Source organism: Fibrobacter sp. UWB13 (genome assembly GCF_900177805.1).
In the GTDB taxonomy this organism is placed as follows: domain Bacteria; phylum Fibrobacterota; class Fibrobacteria; order Fibrobacterales; family Fibrobacteraceae; genus Fibrobacter.
The window spans coordinates 96,209-114,424 of the sequence record NZ_FXAX01000004.1 but is presented as its reverse complement, the minus strand read 5'-3'; the positions used below and the strand labels follow the sequence as shown (position 1 = coordinate 114,424).

Here is an 18,216-nt window from a genome sequence, read left to right as displayed (position 1 = left end):
ACTCTAAAAAACATCGAAAAATCATGCGATTACTATGTTGCTGGACTTAAACGTTAATTTTTTTTTTATTTTATATTCCGAATTGGACCACGCTTGGTGGTTGGTTCTTGCGTCCTTGGAGATTTTTAATGAATGAGAAGATGACTCAGAATGTTTCGAATGCGTCAGCAGATGACGAAATCGATATTCTTGAGATATTGGTGTATTTGAAAGGCAAGTGGAAATTCTTGCTCATTTTCTTGTTCTTGGGCGTTGTTTTTGGCGGTCTTGTTTCGATGTGGATCCGCCCGGCGTATAAAAGTGACATTCTTCTTCAGGTAAATGTAAAAGGCAATAAGCAAGGACTTGCTCTTGGTGAAATGGGCGCCTTGCTAGATGTCTCTACTCCGTCTGCAGCTGAAATGGAACTTATCAAGAGCCGTGGCGTTCTTGACCAGGTTGTTCAGGACGAAAGGCTTTGTTATTCCGCCATTCCGCTGAATAAGAAGGATCGCCTTCTGCATAAAGAAGGCCGCATGGATATTGAACTTTTGAGTATCCCGCGCGCATTTGAAGAAGCTGACGGAAAGTTTATCGCTCGTGTCACTGCTGATTCTAGTGCGTACGAAGTGCTCGGACTAGAGGACGAGGTCGTGCTGTCTGGTAAGGTTGGCGAAACTTACCGTAAGCCGTTTGCGGGTGATACTTTAGTCATTTGTGTTAAGTCCATGACCGCTACTGTTGGTCAGACGTTCTTGCTTGTTGCTGTTCATCCGCAGATTGCTGTAAATAATCTCCTCAGTGGGCTTGGTATTTCTGAGGAAGGTAAGAATTCCGGTATTATTCGTGTGTCGCTTGAAGATCGTTATGCCGACCGTGTTGCTGCTATTTTGAACACTATTGCGAATACGTACTTGAAGCAGAACATCGAAATGCGCAGTGCCGAAGCCAAGAAGACTTTGATGTTCCTTGAAGAACAGTTGCCGGGTGTCAAGGCGAAACTTGATTCTGCAGAACAGAAGTTGACGTCTTTCCGCCATGCCAATGGAACGATCGACCTTACGGGTGAAACAAGAGTTCACTTGGAAAAGGATGTTTCCTTGCAGCAGCGTTTGCTTGAACTTGAACAAAAGAAGCAAGAAGCCTTGCGCTTGTTCCGTGCTGAACACCCGACGGTGCGAACGATTGAAGAACAGCAGTCCAAGCTTCGTCGCGAAATTGCAAAGCAGCAACGTTCTGCCGCAAGCTTGCCGGTAGTGCAGCAGGAAGTCCTTTCTTTGCAGGAAGAAGTTGAAGTCAACAACAAGCTCTACACGAATTTGTTGAACAACATCCAGCAGTTGCGAGTGGTGCAGGCGGGCGAAGTTGGTAACGTCCGTATCGTGGACCAGGCATACGTTCCGCTCAAACCGAGCAAGCCGAAGCGCAAGCTCGTGTTCGTGGGTGTTGTCTTTGCATTCTTGCTTTTGGGTTGCTTCATTGTCTATATCCGTCGCATTCTTTCGAATGGCGTTTGCAGCAGTAGCGAAGTGGAACAGGCGACAGGCATTGGCGTTTATGGAAAGCTCCCGATGCTCGATGGAAGGACGCAGAACGATGTTACAAAGCCTTGTGTGTCGACGAATCCGGATGATCCGTTTGCGGAAGGTGTTCGCGCCCTCCGTACGGCTCTTGAATTTTCCGTCTTCTCTGATGGCAAGAAAATTTTGATGGTGTCTGGTCTTGTGCAGGGCGTCGGTAAGTCTTTTGTTTCTACAAACTTGGCGGCATCCTTTGCCATGTCCGGTAAGAAGGTTTTGCTTGTTGACATGGATCTTCGTCGTGGTCATTTCTTTAAGCACACCCAGAAGGGTTTGTGCGAAATGCTGGAAAAGGAAAACTACACGGATGAATATGTGGTTAAGGTGACCGACAACTTCCATGTCCTTGGTTCAGGCGCCCGCGTTGTCAATCCGGGTGGACTTTTGAACAGCTCTAGATTTAGCGCTTTCCTTGATTCGTTCAGGGACAAGTATGATTTGATTGTTCTGGATACTCCTCCGGTATTCCAGTGCAGTGACGCATTGCTTGTCGAAAAGCATGCGGATTACCTGTTGTGTGTCTTGAAGCATGCAGCTCATACAATTGAAAGCATCCAAGATGCCTTGAATACTTTTGATCGCAGTACGGAAACACCATTGCCGAAGGCTTTCGTCTTCAACAAGTGTGAACGTCATGCGGGGTATGGCTATGGTAGTTATGGCTATTATGGCTATCACAAGAAATATTAACCAATAACAAGGAGAATAGATGAAAAAAATAGTCGCAATGTCTCTCTTGGCTGGTACCTTCGCTTTCGCGCAGTCCGGCCAGATGGGCGGTGCTGATGGTCTTAATCAGAAAACTGCTCAAACACTCGGTCAGGGTGGCTTTGCTGTCGGTGTCGGTGGCCAGGTTTCTTACGATTCTTGGTCCCTCTCCCGCGGTGGCCAGTTCTCTAAGGGTGGCAAGTCCGATACGTTCCACGGCAATGATGGTAGCCTTACGGGTTATGTCAGCGTTGCTGGTGGTGCAACCGAGTTCTTGGACCTCGGCCTCGTGCTTCCGCTCTACTACGACCATGCCAATGCTCACAAGGTCGGTGAAGGCGACATGTGGAAGGCTAGCCGTGGTGACCTCGAATTCTGGGCAAAGGCAAAGCTTCCGCTCGACGAAATGACTGATGGCATTTTCAATGCTGCAGTTGCTGCTCAGTTCTACTTCCCGACTGGCGACAAGTCCGTCGGTGTTCGTCCGCGTCATGCCTGGTATTTGCATGCCAACGGTGGTGAAACCCATCCGTACGGCCTCCGCAACATGGCTTTCGGCGGTGAATTGATCCTCACTCTCGACCTCCAGAAGGTTGGCGCTCCGCTCCGCTTCAACGGTAACGTCGGTTTCGTCGGTACTGTGACGAAGGGTTCCAACACTCTCGTCTACGGTGGTGGCATCAACTTCCTCCCGACTGACTGGATGGACTTCTTCGTTGAAGCAAACGGTGAATTCCGCGTCGAAAAGGGTTCTTATCCGCGTGACCCGGGTTACGATCCGTTCACTCTTACTCCGGGCTTCCGTTTCCACCTCCCGGCCAACGTCGACATCGCCCTCGGTCTCGATGTGGGTATCCGTGCTCTCTCCAACTTCACTTGGAAGTACAAGGACGAAATGCACAGTGCCGAACTCTATCAGCTCTACTACACTGATAAGAACGGCAAGAAGGTTCAGTACGGTTACACCCCGACTCCGCGCTATGCAGGTTCTGCCGCTATCGTCTGGCGCTTCGGTAACGTCCGTGGTGCTGACGAAGATAACGATGGCGTAGCAAACAACATTGACCAGTGCGCAGGCACTCCGGCTGGTGCTGTTGTTGACGCTAACGGCTGCCCGGTTGATGGCGACAATGACGGTGTCTTCGACGGTCTCGACCAGTGCGCTGAAACTCCGGCTGGTGCTGTTGTTGACGTTGCTGGCTGCCCGGTTGACTCCGACAATGACGGTGTTGCTGATGGCATTGACCAGTGCGCTGAAACTCCGGCTGGCGTTGTTGTTGACGCTGCTGGCTGCCCGGTTGACTCTGATAAGGATGGCGTTGCTGATTACCTCGACAAGTGCCCGAGCACCCCGGCTGGCGCTACTATCGATGCTAACGGCTGCCCGATCGACTCTGATAAGGATGGCGTTGCTGACTACCTCGACCAGTGCCCGAATACTCAGTCTGGCATTGCTGTTGACGGCAAGGGCTGCCCGGTTGACTCTGACAATGACGGCGTAGCTGACTACCTCGACAAGTGCCCGAGCACTCCGGCTGGTCTCCCGGTTAACGCTGATGGTTGCAGCCCGGATACCGATAAGGACGGCATTGTTGACGCTCTCGACAAGTGCCCGAACACTCCGGCTGGCGTCTCTGTTGACGAAGTTGGTTGCCCGGTTGACTCTGACAAGGATGGCGTTGCCGATCACCTCGACAAGTGCCCGAACACCCTCGTCGGCGTTGCAGTTGATAAGAACGGCTGCCCGAACAAGAACCAGGATCTCGACAAGCTCAAGAAGGGTATCCAGTTCAAGTCCGGTTCTGCTAAGCTCACTGCAAGCAGCAACAAGACCTTGAACAACATCGCTAAGTTGCTCAAGAAGCTCCCGGCTGTCAACCTCGAAATCCAGGGCCACACTGATGACACTGGTAAGGAAGAAAAGAACAAGAAGATCTCCGAACAGCGTGCACAGGCTGTTGTCAAGTACCTCGTCAAGAAGGGCATTGACAGCGAACGTCTCCGCGCAGTCGGTTACGGTTCTGACAAGCCGATCGCTGATAACAAGACGAAGAAGGGCCGCAAGCTCAACCGCCGTGTTGAACTCGTTCCGTTCGAAAAGTAATCTTCGATCTTAACTGAGAACTAAAAAGGGGCGTCCGCAAGGGCGCCCTTTTTGTATATGCTGAATGTTATTAGTTGCAGTGAATGTGCGGCGTAATTGAAGAAACAGCGCAAAAAAAAGCGCACGGATAATCCATGCGCCTTTCTAAATTCTAATAACTAGTAACTGCGGCTATGTCGCTCAGTAACTAAACTTTAAATTCTGCTAGCCCAAAATAACTGGATCCTTCGACTCCCCCTATTGGGGTCGCTCAGGATGACAATCCTTAAACACTAATCACTTCTAACTTCCTACTTCCTACTGCCTACTACTTCTTAAATACCCACTTCTTATAGAGCGTGAAGCTGACAAGCACGTAGACGACGTTGGCGACGAAGCTTGCGAATGTCGTCGGCTTCATGAACTTTGAAACGAATTCTGTGAAGCTGGCGCACCAGGCGGCGTTTTCGAGCACGTAAATGCACCCTTTGAGGACTACCAAGTTTACGAGATACGAGCAGAGAAATACAACGATGAATCTTATGACTTCGGCGCGCTTCTTGTTTGTGCTCTTGAAATTCCAGATGCGGTTCATGATGTAGCTGTTGAGCCCACCGGCGACAAATCCCAAAAAGTTTGAAAGAACCACGTCCCAGTCAAAAACTTCGTGCAAAAGCCAGACTGTAAAGAATGTAATGGCGGTGTTCATTACACCGATAGCGTTGTATTTGATAAAATGTTTCACGGCGGTAAAAATACTATTTTTTGCTACGATATGACCTGGATTACAACTAAGAAATGCAGTGCTGCCAGCGCTGCAGATATGATTCGTAATGGCGATGTTCTCGGGGTTTCCGGATTTACTTTGGCAGGATACCCCAAAGCGGTTCCCTTGGCGCTTGCTGCGCGCGCTGAAAAATTGCACGAAGCAGGTCAGGAATTTAAGGTAACGTTGTTTGCAGGCGCCTCGACAGGCGATAGTTGTGATGGGGCTCTTGCTCGCGCAAAGGCGTTGTCCCTCCGTATGCCTTATCAGTCCAATCCGAGTTTGCGCAAGGCAATTAACGACGGCAGTATCCGTTACATTGATGCACACCTCGGCAAGATGGGTTACCTTGTTCGCACGGGGGCTGTCCCTGCGCCGACGGTTGCGATTATTGAAGTTTCTGCGATTTTGCCGGATGGCCGCGTTTGCCTCTCGACTTCGGGCGGTAATTCCGTTTGCTATCTGGAAATGGCTCCGAAAATCATCTTGGAACTGAACACACGCTTGGGCGATAGTTGCATTGGCATGCATGATAACGCTCTCCCGGAACTCCCGCCGCATGCAAGGCCGCTTGCGATTTATAGCGCCGGTGACCGCGTGGGTGGTGAATTTGTTCAGATTGACCCGAACAAGGTCATTGCGATTGTCGAAAACGAAGCGTATGACGAAGTGACTCCTTTTGTGGAACCTGATGAAGTCTCTAAAAACATTGGCGAACGCATCTTGGACTTTATCCGGTTCGAAGAATCGCATGGCAGGCTCCCGAAGGGACTTGCGTACCAGAGCGGTGTGGGCAAGGTCGCTAATGCGGTGCTTTGTGCTATGGCAGACGATGACCGCTTGGGACAAATTGACTTGTTTACTGAAGTGATTCAGGAAGCGGTGCTCCCGCTTTTGAAGAAGGGCAAGCTTGGCATTGCTTCTGGAACGGCTTTGACGCTTTCGCAGGCAGCACAGAAAGAGTTTGTTGAAAATAGCGCGGAATGGAAAAAGCATTTCATTATCCGCCAGCAAGAAGTGAGTAACAGTCCTGATGTGATTCGTCGCTTGGGCGTGATTTCTATGAACACGGCTCTAGAAGCGGATATCTTTGGCAACGTGAATAGTTCGCTTGTGTGCGGTTCGGCGATGATGAACGGCATTGGCGGTTCGGCTGACTTTGCGCGCCATTGCGCTCTCGGATTTTTCCTTACGCCGTCTGTGGCAAAGGGCGGTGCGATTTCGAGCATTGTGCCTTACGTGAGCCATGTGGACCATACCGATCACGATACGCAGATCTTTGTGACGGAACAGGGACTTGCAGACCTTCGCGGTTTGCCTGTCGAGGAACGCGCCCGCCTGATTATCAAGAACTGTGCCCATCCGGATTACCGTGATGCACTTACGGATGTCCTGGAGTACGGTCTCAAGCATGCAAAGGGTGTCCATTTGCCACTTGCACTTTCCCGCGCATTTGAAATGCATACCCGCTTCCTCGATACTGGCAAGATGCTGTAAAAGTTTTGCCAATTCTTGTTTGTACAGTCGGTACAGATTGTTTAAAAAGCACCTTGTTTGAGGTGCTTTATTTTGTATCTGCTCTTGCTTAATTTATGCAATAATTATATTTTGATTACGGGGTGTTTAAGTGTGTTAAAACTTGAAGGTAAGGGGTTTTTCTATGGGAATTTTTTCTCGGAAAATTTTTCAGGGCCATGCTTTAAGCTCCCAATTTTTGATTTCGGCTTTGCTGACGTCACTTTTGGTGGCGTGCGGTGACGATTCTAGTAGCAGTCCGGATTTATCGGGTAAAGATACGGAACTGTCCAGCGAAGCGGATGATTCAAAGTCCTCTTCGAGTTCTGTTTCTAAAAAAACTTCTTCGAGCAGTGTTAGCGATAAGAAATCCTCATCCAGTAGTTCTGATGATGATGAAGTAGAAGATGGCCTCGATGTTATCTATTCCGTTTGGGATGGTAACGTTTTGGGTGTTGTTGGTTTGGATAGCTATACCAGTGCCAAAAATGTCAAAATGGTGGAGCTGGATTCCGCTGATGACTACGATGAAACGAAAAACGTTTTTTCGGCAGAGATAGGCAAGGATGGCGCTTATGAATTCAAGAAAGTCAACTTGGTTCAGCCTTTTGTTCAGGTCTCCGCTGAAGTAACCTTAACAAGTCCTAGCGATGGAAAGTCTTTTCCGATTACGTTCTCTGCTCTGGGGGATGTTTCCTCGAATGAAAAGTTCAACTTGGGGCTCTTGACGACTCTTGAAACGGAACGTGCTCGTGTACTCCTGGCGGGGAAGGACAAGCTTTCTTTTGAATTGGCAAAGAGCAAGGCTGCTGAAGATGTGTGGAATATGTTCCACCTGGAATCTCTTGACTTTGACCAGACCGAAACGATTGATGTTTCTAAGGCTAGTGAGTCTGGGACTGCTCTCGTGGCGGCTACAGTCTTGTTGCAGCTTGCTGCTGGTTCTGATTTGCTAGAAAATTACGATTTTGTAGGAACGTTTAAGTCTATAGTTGCCGATGTCGCAAAGGATGGTAAGTGGGATGACGAAAAGACTCGTTTGAGAGCTGCCGATTATGCACTTGGATTGAAAATATCTGGTGGTTATGAAAACACTTTCGCATACGTCAAAGAACGTTTCCCTAAGAATAAAAACTTTGATAAGTACCTCACGAACTTCGCCTTGACGGAATTGGAGTTCCCGGAATGCGATGGCAGTTCTGCTGGGGAAATATTCTTTGTCAAGAATAAGGCTAGTAGTCTTTTTTATGCAGAATCGTATGACGATCAGAAACATTCACTTTACCGCTTTGTCTGTGATGAAAAGAAAGGCTGGGAGCTCATCCCGGATAGCTTGAAGGACTTCATTGGCGATAAAACGCCCGCCAAAGATGGCGAAGTCCGTCGTGGTGCGTACTCGGGCAGATTCTTTACGTACGATGGAGCAAAGAAGGAATGGCGTGAGGCTACTGCTGTTGAAAAAGATCGTTATTTTGTCTTGGAGTCTAACGCAAAGGAATTTGTGGATATCCAGGATGTTTACGAAAGTATCAAGGACGATGAACGCGTCATCTTTGTGCTCCGCCATGCTGAACGTGGTGATGATACAAGCAAGGGCGGGACGCTTACGGATAACGGTAAAAAGCAGTCCGAAGAAGTTGGCGCTCGACTCACGAAGTTTAAGGAAGACTTTGTACTTGGTGCTTCTGAATTCTTGCGTGCCCACCAGACTGTAGAATCCATTGCGAAGGGTCGTGGACAATCTTACGACAAGCGCGATACGATCCCGCAGCTGAACGATGACTGGTATTCTAAGAATAGCGAAGCTGTCGAAAAGGCTAAGAATGAATGCGGTGGTGGCTGGGAAGTGACTTCCAAGTATGCCTATACGGGTGCTTATTCTACAGGTGCCGATGCCGCATATTACGATCTTGCAGAACGTTCCGTTGAACTTATCGAAGATGTTCTTGTCAAGAAGTACCCGACAGAAAAGTTCGTTTTGCTGAGTTCGCATGACAAATTGATGGTTCCGCTTGTCGCTTACTGCTCAAACTTGCAGATTGAACTCAAGAAATATGATGGTGGCAAATGGATTAATTACCTGGCAGGTGTTGCGATTATCATCGATAAGGATGGAAATCGCCGTTATGTCGCTATTCGCGGTCTCAAGTCTGGGTACGCGAACTAGATTTTACTAATATTCAACCTATGCGGGTTTGGATATTAGCTTTATCATTTTTGTTCTGGACGTCTTGCGATTCCGTCCGTTACGGTTCTGTGCCGTGCGAGGGCGATGATTGCGAGGCGTCTTTGGATATGGTTAGTTCTGATTCAAAGGAAAATTCTTCGAACGGAAGTTCCTCGAGTAAAAATCCGTCTAAGGACAAGCCCGACCAGAAGGATACCTTGGATAACAAGGATAAGCCCAATGTTCCCGATACCGTTGAAGTTGTCGATACGACCACTGTAGCGGATGCAAAATCATTGCCTGCTTGCAACTCGTCGAATGAAGGAGAATCCTTCATGGTTACTGGCGAGGATGCTCTTTATTTTTGCATTGCAGGGAATTGGGAAAAGAACGTTCAGGAATTGTTTGACGTTACATGCAGTGATGGCACTTTGAAATTGGAAGAATCTGTGGCTGTTGCAGATTCTGTTGATGCGGCGGATTATCGCAGGGCGGGTGTCACGGTTACGGGCTTTGCTGAAAAGGGGCCGTTCCGTTACGGGACTTCCGTGAAAATTGTGGAACTCGATAGCGTGATGCGCCTTGCGGATTCCAAACGGACTCATCAGACCTGCATTACTTCATCGAATGGAAAGTTTGATTTTGGGAGTGTCAACCTCGTTTCGCCGTATGTGAGGGTGGAAGCGAATGGTTTTTATAAAGACGAGTTGACAGGCGGACTTTCGTCGTCGCTTATAAAGCTCAATGCGGTCGTGGACTTGTCCAAGCGCGATTCGTTTAATGTGAACATGCTTACGCATATGGCGGCTCCGCGAGTCCTTAAGCTTGTGCAGGATGCGGGCAACAACCAGCCAATTGGGAGCCAAAGCGGGCGTGCGCTGAGCGATGTGCTTTCTTCGTTTGGCATTAGCCTTGGCGGTTCTAGTACGGGTGGCTTTAGCTTTGGCGGATGGAACCGTGGTACTCAGACAACGTCTACAAGCAAGTCGGCAGAAGACTTGACGATATTTGGCGATGACGATTATAGTGCCGCGCTCCTTGCGGTTTCAGTCATGATGCAGAGCTTTGGCTCGGTGAAAGACATGCTCCAGTTTGCGGACTTTGTGGCTGCAGACATCCAGGGCGATGGCAACTGGGGAGACAATTCTTCGAAGGCAAAGCTTGCTGACAAGCTCTTGACGCTTGATGCTGAAGGCGGCCTTGAAAAAATCCGCAAGAACATGGAAAGCTGGAAGCTTGGCGATGTGCCGAACTTCGAAAAGCATGTGCGCAATTTCTGGACGAGTACGCATGGCTTTGAATCTTGCAATGCGATGACCAATGGAATGGTGAAGCATGTGGGCAATAGCCAGAGCGAGTACTTTGTCTCTTACTATGAACAGCCTGAAGGCCCGCGTATCCGCTTCATTTGCGATGGCTCCATCAAGGCTTGGCGCGTGGCTACCGATATTGAAAAGGATACAGTTGGCTTTGGCGCTGGCGATTACGATGGACAAATCAAGAACGGTAAAATCAATGCCGATAAGTTCTACGTTTACGAACAGAGCAAAAAGTCTTGGCGTGCGGCAACCTCGGATGATATCCAGGAATTTGTCGATGTCGAGGAAGTCATGAAGAAGCTTGCTCCTGGCGAAAAGGTCATCTTTATCTTGCGCCATGCGGAACGTACGGACGATACGGGTAAAAACGGTCACTTGACGGCTAATGGCAAGACTCAGTCGCAGTCGGTGGGCGCTAAGCTCAAGGGCGAAAGCATTTACTTTGTGAATTCGACGTACACGCGTAGCTACGAAACTTGCGAGAACGTGGCTGCAGGTGCGGGCATCACGAGCATGGGTAACGACACGTTGCCGGAACTCGATGGTGACTGGTTCGTGAAGGACGAAAACAAGTTTGAAACGTACAAGAACGGCAATGGCGGTGGCTGGGTCGTGGCTTCGGAATATGCATATAAAGGAAGCTATAGCGATGCCTACTATCCGTTACAGTCCCGTGGCGAAGAATTCATGACCGAGATTGTGAAGCCCCGCTTTGCGAAGGTTAACCGCGTAGGCGTGTGGATTTCCCACGACATGATGGTTGTGCCGCTGACGGCGTTCTGCACGAACGGCAAGGCAAATCTCCGCTATTTCGACACGAAGCAGTGGATCAATTACCTCGCTGGTGTGGCGATCATCTTGGGGACCGACGGCACCCTCCGTTATGAGCCTGTGAAGGGTCTTTCTTCCGGCACAATGACGATGTAGCTTATAGCCAGTAACTAATGACCAATGACTAATGACTAGTCTTTAAAATTGCTATATTCACGCGCGTTGATTTTTATCAAACAGTTCACTTAATTAAACATGGACGCATTCCGATATGAATGATACACTAAAGAAAGCTATGCTTTTTGCCGCGGTGACAACGGTTTCCGGTGCCTTCGCGTCTGAAATCGTAGCTCAACCTGCTGCTTCCAAGGCTGCAAAGGTTGGCCGTTTTGACGAGCAGATTGCTCTGATGCCGGACTCCATTGCTGCCCCGATCAAGGAACAGCTCAAGTGGATGGATGAATCTACTGTTTTCCAGATTGTGGAAACTCACGGTGGTGGCTATTCCATTCTTTATAAGACATACGAACAGTCCGTTCGCGCCCGCGATATTCGCGATTCCGTTGAAAATGCCAACGGTACGGCCGTGCTCCCGATTGCTAAGGCAAAGCTCGGTAGCGAATACTGCCAGGGCAAGATGGAAGGTGGCAAGTGCCATGGTGAAGTCCAGAAGTTCACCCTTGGCAAGCTCGTCGAATTCCAGGCAACAGGCCTCATCGTCGTGATGTCTGTGATCATTGGCCTCCTCGTCCTCTGCACTATCATGAGCGCAATCATGAAGAAGCTCGGTTTGGACAAGGTCAAGGCTCCGGCTCCTGCTAAGAAGGCTGCTCCGGCCGCTGCCGCTGCTGCCGCTCCGGCTCCTGCGGTTCGTGCTCCGGCTCACTGCGACTGGGACCCGAATGCAAAGAGCATCCATCCGGGATTCACCAACAAGCAGCTCCAGGCGTTCCTTGGCATTGCCGCCGTTGCCGCCCTCGAAGAACATCCGGGACTTACAAACGAACAGTTCCTCGTGATCGCTACCGCTGCTGCAACGCAGGCTCTTGGTCAGCCCTGCCGCGTGACCGCTTACAGAAACATTAACTCCCCTGCTTGGACGATCGTCAAGTAAGGTTCAACTTTTAAAACTTAACAGGCTTTTAAGCCAGGAAAAATAAAAATGAAGAAAACAGTCCGTATCAGTTTCGAAGGCAAGACCTACGACGTCGAAGTAGAAGTTCTTGATTCCGCAGTTGCTGCAGCTCCTGCTGCTCCGGTTGCCGCTCCGGCACCGGCTCCTGCTGCTCCGGCAGCCGCTCCGGCCGTCGCTGGTGGCACCGAAGTCAAGAGCCCGCTCGCTGGCTCTGTGTTCAAGCTCAAGGTTAACGTTGGTGACACTGTTGCTGCCAACCAGGAAGTGGCTGTTATCGAAGCCCTCAAGATGGAAAACCCGGTCGTCGCTCCGTGCGCAGGCAAGGTTACCTCTATCTCCGTCAAGGAAACCGACACTGTTACTGATGGCCAGGTCTTGATGACCATTGCCTAATGAGGTAAAAGTCAATGAGTGGAATTATTAACTCAGTCGCGGACTTCGCCTCGAGCACAGGATTCGCGCAGATTACCGTTCCGATGGTAATCATGTGGATCGTGAGCTTCGTGTTGATGTTCCTTGCGATTGTCAAAAAATACGAACCGCTTCTGCTCTTGCCGATTGCTATCGGTGCACTTGCGGTGAACATCCCGTCCGTCGCGTTCTACGACGGTGGCTGGAGCATCGAAGGTATGTTCAGCCCGACTGGCGGTCTCTACTACTACATCAGCCAGGGTATCCATCTGGAACTCTTCCCGCCCATCATCTTCTTGGGCGTGGGTGCCATGACGGACTTTGGACCGCTTATCGCTAATCCGCGTACGCTCATCCTTGGTGGTGGCGCACAGTTTGGCGTGTTCATGACCATGTTTGCAGCTGTCGCTCTCGGTGGCTTTACGCTCGGTGAAGCAGCTTCCATCGGTATCATCGGTGGTGCTGACGGTCCGACGTCCATCTTCACTGCGAACAAGCTTGCTAAGCACCTCATCGGCCCCATCGCCGTTGCTGCTTACACCTACATGGCTCTCGTGCCGCTCATTCAGCCGCCTATCATGCGCGCTATGACGAACGACGCTGAACGCAAGATTCGCATGAAGGCTCTCCGCCAGGTTTCCAAGGCCGAACGCATCGTGTTTGCCGTGATGGTGATGATCGTTTGCGTGCTCGTCGTGCCGGATGCCTCTGCCCTTATCATCATGCTTATGATGGGCAACATCTTCAAGGAAGCTGGTGTCGTTGAACGCCTCGTGAAGACTTCTTCGAACGAACTCATGAACATTGTGACGATCTTCCTCGGCACGTCCGTGGGTCTCACGATGTCTGCTGACATCTTCCTCAAGCCGCAGACTCTCATGATCATCGCTATGGGTGTGGTTGCCTTTGGCTTCTCCACTTTCGGCGGTTTGCTCCTCGCAAAGATCATGAACAAGTGCTCTCCGAAGAACCCGGTGAACCCGCTTATCGGTTCCGCAGGCGTTTCCGCTGTGCCGATGGCTGCCCGTGTTTCTCAGGTTGAAGGTGCCAAGTATGACCCGCAGAACTTCCTCCTCATGCACGCTATGGGCCCGAACGTCTCTGGCGTGATTGGTACGGCAGTTTGCGCTGGTTACATGATCAGCCGCTTGAGCTAGTTTACTGATTCGTCATTGCGAGCAGCGCGAAGCAATCCCAAGATTTTACTGGATCCTTCACGTTGTTCAGGATGACGAAATGAAAACTTTAAATTCCCTCGGCTTTTGCCGGGGGATTTTTTTTGTTCTATAGAATTCAATTTTTGTTTTATGTTTTTGAATTTTCTTTAATATCTTTTGAAAAGTGCTGAAATATGCTTAAAATCGCCATTTTTGTTTTTGAAAAAATATTAAATGCTATTGCATGCTTAATCCAGTGTTTCTATTTTTAATATCATGAAAACGGTTACAGAATACAAAAACTATCGCGAGTATATTCTCGATTACTACAAGGAACGCAAGCGTTGTTCTGCGTTTACGTGGCGAGAATTTGCGAAGGTGGCTGGATTTGCGTCGGGTTCGTACCTGAAACTTGTATGTGATGGCAAGACGCGTCTTCGCGAAGAAGGAGCGAAAAAGACTGCACTTGCAATGGGCTTGCTTGGCTATGAATTGGATTACTTCGTTTTGCTGGTACGTTATGAGGGAGCAAAGACGGAACAGGAAAAGAAGAAGTGCTTTGAGGAAATGCAGGCGCTTGGTGAAGCGAATCGCGTGAAAATTCTCGGCAGCGAGATGTACACTTACTACGAGACTTGGAAGCATTCTGTTGTTCGTGAATTGGCTGTGGCTATGCCGGGCGCAAAGCCGAACGAAATTGCCAAAGTGTGCAAGCCTGCGATTTCTGCTGCGGATGTCAGTGATAGCTTGCGCTTTTTGCTCAAGGCTGGGCTTTTGACTCGCGATATCAAAGGGAATTATCACCAGACGAGTACTTCGCTTTCGACGGGAAATTTGAATGTGGTGGCCGTGGCGGTGCATTCGCTGTTGCGCCAGATGGGCGAGTTTGCGCTTGACGCTTTGGATAAATTGCCTATTTCGGAACGCCACTTTAGCGGCATCACGATGGGCATGACAGCCGAAAGCTACAAGAAGGTTGTGGATGAAATTGCGGCGTTCCGCAAGCGCATTGTGTCGATTGTTTCTGCCGACAAAAAGATTGAAAAAGTTTGCCGCTTGAATATGCAACTTTTCCCGCTGACGGAAAAGATTGAATATGGCGATATGGATGTGTTATCAAAAAATAGAGGGGAGTGACTAGAATTATGCTCACTAAAACAATGACAAAATGGAATCTTTTGGCGGCTCTTGTATTTGGGACGTCTTTTTGGGCTTGTTCTGGTGATAAGACGGCCGGTACGGACGAACAGAGCGAAGGCCTTTACGCCATCAAGAACTTGGATATTGCAGGCGTTTCCCAAAAGGGCCCGTTCGTGAAGGGCTCCGCGGTGACGGTGCAGGGAATCGACTGCAAGACAATGGAATTCACGGATGAAGTTTTTGAGGGTGAAGTCAAAAATAACATGGGTGAATTTGTTGTTGAAAAGGTGAACTTGTCTACGGCTTGTGCTGTTGTTGAAGTGACAGGCGAATACCGTAGCGAAATGACGGGGAAAAAAGTCTCGGATAAAATGACGCTCCGTGCGTTAACGAATCTTAAGGATCGTACGCATGTGAATGTCAACTTGCTTACGAACTTGGAATACGAGCGCGTGATGTACTATGTGACTGAAAAGGGCAAGACTTTCGACGAGGCTAAGGAATTGGCTGAAAGGGAAGTGCTTGCCGCATTCGGGATGGCTGGTGAATCGGCCGAATTTGAAGATTTGGATATTTTTGGAACAAGCGATGCGGATGCGACGCTCCTTGCTATAAGCGTGTTGATGCAAGGCGATGCCGATGTGAAAACGCTTGCGAAACGTCTGGATAAATTCAATGATTCCTTTGCAGAAAGCGGCAAGTGGAACGATGATGATACGAAAAAAGCGATTACCGACTGGATTGCGAATGCCGTGGCTAAAGCCGTGATGGATTCCATTCGTAAGAATATGGAAAATTGGGGATTCGCAAATGAAGTTCCCGATTTTGAAACGGCGGTCGATGCGTTTGCTACTAATGTTTCAAAGGAAAAAAATAGCGACAGCGTCAAGACAGATGGGTGGAGCTGGGATGTGTCGAAGGAAGCTCGCTTTAATCCGAATATCAAGTACGACTCGATAATCGACCCGCGCGACAAGCAAGTGTACAAAGTTGTAAAAATCGAAGTGAAGGAGCATGATTATTCGCAGGTGTGGATGGCCGAAAACCTGAACTATGCCGATAGCGTCAAGACGCCGAGCTTGAAAGGCCAAAACTGGTGCTACAATAATGATGAGAAAAATTGTAAGGTAAGCGGTCGCTATTACACTTGGGCGGCGGCGATAGACTCTGTGGCTTTGGCAAACGATTCAAAGAATCCGCTGAATTGCGGTTATGGCAAGACGTGTGGAATTAATCGCGGAGTGCAGGGAATTTGCCCTGACGGCTGGCATTTGCCGACGCTCCATGAATGGGGATTGTTGAGCGTAGCTCTGGGGAACGCTGGCGTGGCCGGAGATAGCCTCAAGGCGCTGACTGGCTGGGATTACGCCGGAACGGCTGACAATAACGGCGTAGATGCCTATGGATTTGCGGCGCTTCCGACCGGAAGGATGGTTTCTACATCTAGCTGGAGCAATGTTGGTTCTAATGTTTATTATTGGAGTTCCGAAGAGGATGGTACGTATGAAGCGCAATATTCGAATATAAACAACATTTATACTAAATTCTATTTGTTCCAAGGTTCAAAAAAATATGGACAGAGTGTACGTTGCATCAAGGGTGATCCTTCGACTGCAGCGATTAAATCTTCTTCAAGTTCTAGTGTTGGCGAAACGAAGTCTAGCAGCAGTTCTGCAAAATCGAGTAGCAGTGCGGCTGTGTCTAGCAGTAGCTATGTTGTGACGAAAGAATGGAGCTGGGACGTGCCTAAGGAATTGCGTTTTAATCCGAATATCAAATACGACTCAATGGTTGACCCTCGCGATAAGCGTGTGTATAAAGTTGTGAAAATCGAAGTGAAAGAAAAGGATTATTCAAAGGTGTGGATGGCGGAGAACTTGAACTACGCCGATAGCGTGAAGACGCCGAGTTTGAAGGGTAATAGCTGGTGCTACCACGATACCACGAAATATTGCGAGGTGAGCGGTCGCTATTACACTTGGGCTGCGGCGATTGACTCGGTCGCTTTGGCGAATGATTCAAAGGAACCGCTGGATTGCGGTTATGGCAAAACTTGCGAGCTTGGCAATCGTCAGATACAGGGAATTTGTCCTGACGGTTGGCACTTGCCGGTCCGTGATGATTGGGGCTGGTTGAGCGTGTACTTAGGGAATGCTGGCGTGGCCGGTGATACCCTCAAGGCTTTGACCGGATGGGATTATGCCGGAACGGAAGACAATAACGGCGTGGATGCTTATGGATTTACGGCACTCCCGACTGGAAGACGAATCTCTGCAACTAATTGGAGTAACATTGGTTCTAATGTCTATTATTGGACCTCCGAAGAAGAGGATGCGTATGAAGCCCAGTATTCGAATATAAACAACATTTATACCAAATTCTATTTGTACCAAGGCTCAAAAACTTATGGACAAAGTGTCCGTTGCGTGAAGGATGAGTAAATAAAACTTTTAAGTAAAGAAAAATTCCCCGCGGCCAATATGCCGCGGGGATTTTTCATGTTCTCAGAACATACAACCATGTTCTAGAATATTGAAATTTTTAAAATTTTGGCGAAAAATGGTAAAATTTGGCTAAAAACGCCAATTTTATGTTCTAAAAGTGCTGGAAAAGGTATATTTGTAGACATGAAGGAAATCGTTGAATATACAGATTATCGCAAGTTCATCCAGGACTACTACGATGAACGCAAGCGCTGTTCCGCGTTTTCGTGGCACGCGTTTGCCCAGAAGGCGGGTTTCTCGTCGGATGTGTACCTGAAGTATGTGTGCGAGGGGAAAAAGAATCTGAGTATCGCGTCGGCGGGCTCGGTGGCGACCGCGATGGGGCTGGTCGGTTTCGAGTACGATTACTTTATCTTGATGGTGTCGTATGCGCATGCAAAAAGCAACGAGGCTAAAAAGGCTGCGTTCGAGGAACGCTATGCACTTGCAAATGCACACAAAGTGCGTGTGCTGGGGAGCGATGAATTCAATTATTTTAAGTCGTGGAAAAATCCGGTGCTGCGTGAACTTGCTCCGCACATGCCTGGCGCAAAGCCGTTGGAAATTGCCCATGCCTGCAAACCGAAGATTTCGGCGGCAGAGGTTTCCGAGACGCTCGATTTTTTGGTAAAGGCGAAGCTTTTGAAAAAGGACCGCGACGGCAATTACCACCAGACGGATAAGGCAATCAAGATGGCGCCTATAGAGGCCGTGCCGCTGGCGGCACGCGATTTGCAACGCCAGATGGGTGAATTTGCCCTTAAGTCCATTGACTTGCCGATTGCGGAACGCATGATGTCGGGATACACGCTTGGCCTTACGCGCCGTGCGTACGAACGCATCAAGAAAGAGACCGAAGATTATTACCGTCGCGTGGTGGCGATTGCGACGGAGGAAGACGAAACGGAACAGGTCTACCGCCTGAATGTGCAATTGTTCCCGTTGAGTGAATGGCTGGGATCTAAAAACGAGAAGACGAATAAAAAGGGAGAAATGAAATGA

General features: G+C 49.1%; 12 protein-coding genes. 11 read left to right on the top strand and 1 reads right to left on the bottom strand.

Annotated features, from left to right (window positions below; translation table 11 throughout):
* Positions 1 to 128: 128 nt before the first annotated feature.
* Positions 129 to 2,249 (top strand): polysaccharide biosynthesis tyrosine autokinase, encoded by a 2,121-nt coding sequence (locus B9Y77_RS14005; RefSeq protein WP_085492093.1) that lies wholly within the window; start codon positions 129 to 131, stop codon positions 2,247 to 2,249.
* Positions 2,250 to 2,268: 19 nt separating this feature from the next.
* Positions 2,269 to 4,371, top strand: a complete 2,103-nt coding sequence (locus tag B9Y77_RS16305) for an OmpA family protein (protein WP_073425341.1) — start codon at positions 2,269 to 2,271, stop codon at positions 4,369 to 4,371.
* 307 nt (positions 4,372 to 4,678) lie between these two features.
* Here B9Y77_RS16305 and B9Y77_RS13995 read toward each other — a convergent pair whose 3' ends face one another.
* Positions 4,679 to 5,095 carry a GtrA family protein gene (locus B9Y77_RS13995; protein ID WP_085492092.1) on the bottom strand — a complete coding sequence of 139 codons (417 nt, stop codon included), beginning with the start codon at positions 5,093 to 5,095 and terminating at the stop codon, positions 4,679 to 4,681.
* 30 nt (positions 5,096 to 5,125) lie between these two features.
* Here B9Y77_RS13995 and B9Y77_RS13990 point away from each other — a divergent pair, with 30 nt between their 5' ends.
* The 9 genes from B9Y77_RS13990 to B9Y77_RS13950 all read left to right on the top strand — a co-directional run bounded on the left by B9Y77_RS13990 (position 5,126) and on the right by B9Y77_RS13950 (position 18,216).
* Entirely contained in the window at positions 5,126 to 6,613 is a 1,488-nt protein-coding gene (locus tag B9Y77_RS13990) for an acetyl-CoA hydrolase/transferase C-terminal domain-containing protein (RefSeq protein ID WP_254900056.1), read from the top strand.
* Positions 6,614 to 6,776: 163 nt separating this feature from the next.
* Positions 6,777 to 8,798 (top strand): histidine phosphatase family protein, encoded by a 2,022-nt coding sequence (locus B9Y77_RS13985; protein ID WP_085492090.1) that lies wholly within the window; start codon positions 6,777 to 6,779, stop codon positions 8,796 to 8,798.
* A 20-nt stretch (positions 8,799 to 8,818) separates the two neighbouring features.
* Positions 8,819 to 11,044 carry a histidine phosphatase family protein gene (locus tag B9Y77_RS13980; protein WP_085492089.1) on the top strand — a complete coding sequence of 742 codons (2,226 nt, stop codon included), beginning with the start codon at positions 8,819 to 8,821 and terminating at the stop codon, positions 11,042 to 11,044.
* A 115-nt stretch (positions 11,045 to 11,159) separates the two neighbouring features.
* A complete protein-coding gene (locus B9Y77_RS13975) occupies positions 11,160 to 12,002 on the top strand; it encodes a hypothetical protein (protein ID WP_085492088.1) in 843 nt (280 codons plus the stop codon).
* Between the two features lie 48 nt (positions 12,003 to 12,050).
* Positions 12,051 to 12,416, top strand: coding sequence for an acyl-CoA carboxylase biotin carboxyl carrier protein subunit (locus B9Y77_RS13970; RefSeq protein WP_085492087.1), 366 nt, complete (start codon positions 12,051 to 12,053; stop codon positions 12,414 to 12,416).
* A 14-nt stretch (positions 12,417 to 12,430) separates the two neighbouring features.
* On the top strand, positions 12,431 to 13,591 hold the full coding sequence (locus B9Y77_RS13965; RefSeq protein ID WP_014546278.1) for a sodium ion-translocating decarboxylase subunit beta: 1,161 nt from the start codon (positions 12,431 to 12,433) through the stop codon (positions 13,589 to 13,591).
* 276 nt (positions 13,592 to 13,867) lie between these two features.
* Complete coding sequence (locus B9Y77_RS13960; protein ID WP_254900055.1) at positions 13,868 to 14,728, top strand: TIGR02147 family protein; 861 nt, start codon at positions 13,868 to 13,870, stop codon at positions 14,726 to 14,728.
* Between the two features lie 8 nt (positions 14,729 to 14,736).
* Positions 14,737 to 17,172 carry a fibrobacter succinogenes major paralogous domain-containing protein gene (locus tag B9Y77_RS13955; protein ID WP_085492085.1) on the top strand — a complete coding sequence of 812 codons (2,436 nt, stop codon included), beginning with the start codon at positions 14,737 to 14,739 and terminating at the stop codon, positions 17,170 to 17,172.
* 186 nt (positions 17,173 to 17,358) lie between these two features.
* Positions 17,359 to 18,216 carry a TIGR02147 family protein gene (locus tag B9Y77_RS13950; protein WP_085492084.1) on the top strand — a complete coding sequence of 286 codons (858 nt, stop codon included), beginning with the start codon at positions 17,359 to 17,361 and terminating at the stop codon, positions 18,214 to 18,216.